Annotated in this window: 3 protein-coding genes; all 3 read right to left on the reverse strand. The window is 47.9% G+C overall.

Going from position 1 to position 2,218, the window contains the following annotated elements; all coding sequences use genetic code 11:
- Nucleotides 1-170 precede the first annotated feature (170 nt).
- Complete coding sequence (locus tag DWZ16_RS15180; protein WP_107000555.1) at nucleotides 171-1,301, reverse strand: AAA family ATPase; 1,131 nt, start codon at nucleotides 1,299-1,301, stop codon at nucleotides 171-173.
- Nucleotides 1,298-1,621, reverse strand: coding sequence for a plasmid mobilization protein (locus tag DWZ16_RS15185; RefSeq protein ID WP_107000556.1), 324 nt, complete (start codon nucleotides 1,619-1,621; stop codon nucleotides 1,298-1,300). The genes DWZ16_RS15180 and DWZ16_RS15185 overlap by 4 nt, the downstream gene beginning before the upstream one ends.
- On the reverse strand, nucleotides 1,605-2,218 hold a 614-nt coding region (locus tag DWZ16_RS15190), incomplete at its 5' end, for a site-specific integrase (RefSeq protein WP_147353443.1). The genes DWZ16_RS15190 and DWZ16_RS15185, both read right to left, overlap by 17 nt.

Raw genomic sequence — 2,218 nt, forward strand, 5'->3', positions numbered from 1 at the left:
CATCATCTTCCATTAGATGATAGCGGAGCAGAGATACAAACAATTCATAAGGAATTTGCACGTTTTTCATCACTTAATCCTTTCTGCGTCGGTTTGCGTCGATAGCGTCGATATTTTCTATACCAGCCCGCTGTAAAAAATACCGTCGCAACCGACGCATATCGTCGCTTTTACTCTCTCGGCTCAAGCCGTTTCAGAATAATCTTCCTTTCATGCCCCCGCTTATTGTCATAGAAAATTCCATAATCATTAAGCAACTGGCTATTGACTACATTCAGCTTTCTGGAAAGCACGTTTGCCTGTATCTGCATATCCGGCAACTGGCTCACAAGTTCTGTTGCTGTCCCCTCCCATTCCGGCTTATCTTCTGTCAGAAAATTGTTGATTGCTTCCAGCAGGGGATTCGGCGGCTGTTTCCACAGTTCCGTTTCTGCCTTTTTGAATTTCCAGACGCAGCGCTCCCGGTCAAACTCTATAGTCAGTTCCTGATCCGGCTGGTCACGCCCCACTATATCCATGACCGCCTCATTGTCAGTGCGCTTTTTCTTGTGCATGATAAACGCCCCGTCTGCCGCTCCAAGCAGCCCGTTCGTACCGGAAATCATATCAAAGCTGTCCTCGGATTCCAACTTGCGTGTGTGATGAACCACCAGCAGGCAGATACCGTATTTATCGCTGAACGACTTTAACTTTGTCACAATCTCGTAGTCGCTGGAATAGCTGTACCTGTCCCCACCGACCTCACGCACTTTCTGGAGCGTGTCAATGATAATCAGCCTTGCGTCCGTATGCTCTTTCAGAAATTCCTCTAATTGTTTGTCTAAGCCCTCATTCAAGGTCTTTGCCTGTGTCGCAAAGTACAGGTTATCCGCACATTCCACACCGAACATACCGGAGAGCCGCCGCTGAAGCCTTGCATAATCATCTTCCAGTGCAAGATACAGCACCGTACCCTTTCGGACAGGATAATCCCACAGCGGAAGCCCCATTGCCACATGATAGGCAAGCTGTCCCATAAAGAACGATTTCCCAACTTTCGGCGCACCTACAAAAAGATAAGTGCCGCCATAGAGAAACCCGTCCACAACCGGCGTTCTCGGCGGGTAGAGTGTATCATACAGTTCCGTCATGGAAACGGTTTGAAGCCCGCCGCTCCCGGATTTCTCCGGGTTTTGTGCGGCTTGCAGATTGATTTGTGCTGTTTCATTTGCTATAATTTCATTGTAATTTTTTAATTGCGGCTGCGCCCCATCTGCGCCAACAGATGATACGGGAGCAGTCGTTTTCATTTTTTCTGTCATTCATCTTCTCCTTTCAGACCGTCTAATGTAATTGCGATTACCTGCAACGTGTAGAGCAGTTCGTCATTGTCCGGGCTTAATGCTTCCAATCGCTTCAATTCCTCGTAGATAGCCGCCATTTGATTTTTCAGAGCCTTATACACCCTCGGATTGCCCTGTACTACTACGTCCCGGCACAGCAGCCGCCTTGTGATATAGTCCTGCTTTGTCAAACCCGACAATGCCACCAAATCGTTAAGCAGCTTCGCTTCTTCGTCCGATACCCGGAACGCTACTGTATGATTGCGCCACCGCCCTTTATAATCAAGTGTTCTTTCCATTTGCGTCCTCCTTTGTCATTCGCTCCATTTCCAGTTTTTCTGCCATTTCCGTCTGCACCGTAGGAAACAAGTGGGCGTAGCGGTAAGTGATTTTCTCCGCTTCATGCCCCATACGATCCCCAATCGCCAGCACTGAAAATCCCATGTCTATTAACAGGGAAACCGCACTATGCCGGATGTCGTGAACGCGAATCTTTTTTACGCCCGCCTGCTTTGCCCCTCGCTCCATTTCGTGATTGAGATAGGATTTTGTGACCGTAAACAGCCGCTCGTTCGGCTGAATGTCGTAAAGCATTTTGATATATTCCTGCATTTCCTCACAGAGAAATGGCGGCATTTTGATTGTACGGTTACTCTTTTTCGTTTTCGGGCTTGTGATAATATCACTCCCTTTAGATCGGTGAAATGTCTTGCTGATTGTGACTGTCTGCTTCTGGAAGTCAAAATCAGCCGGAGTAAGCGCCAGCAGTTCGCCGGAGCGGATTCCACACCAGTAAAGCATTTCAAAGGCATAATAGGAACGGGGCTTATCCATCATGGCTTCGGAGAATTTCAGATATTCCTCTTTCGTCCAGAAGTCCATTTCTTTCGGAACCT

Origin of the sequence: Clostridium sp. AF29-8BH (assembly GCF_003478145.1) — a bacterium.
Lineage (GTDB): Bacteria > Bacillota > Clostridia > Lachnospirales > Lachnospiraceae > Otoolea > Otoolea fessa.

What these genes read in the sequence shown, in the direction of transcription:
- DWZ16_RS15180 (WP_107000555.1), bottom strand. Translation starts at nt 1,301, where the DNA reads ATGACAGAAAAAATGAAAACGACTGCTCCCGTATCATCTGTTGGCGCA.
- DWZ16_RS15185 (WP_107000556.1), bottom strand. Translation starts at nt 1,621, where the DNA reads ATGGAAAGAACACTTGATTATAAAGGGCGGTGGCGCAATCATACAGTA.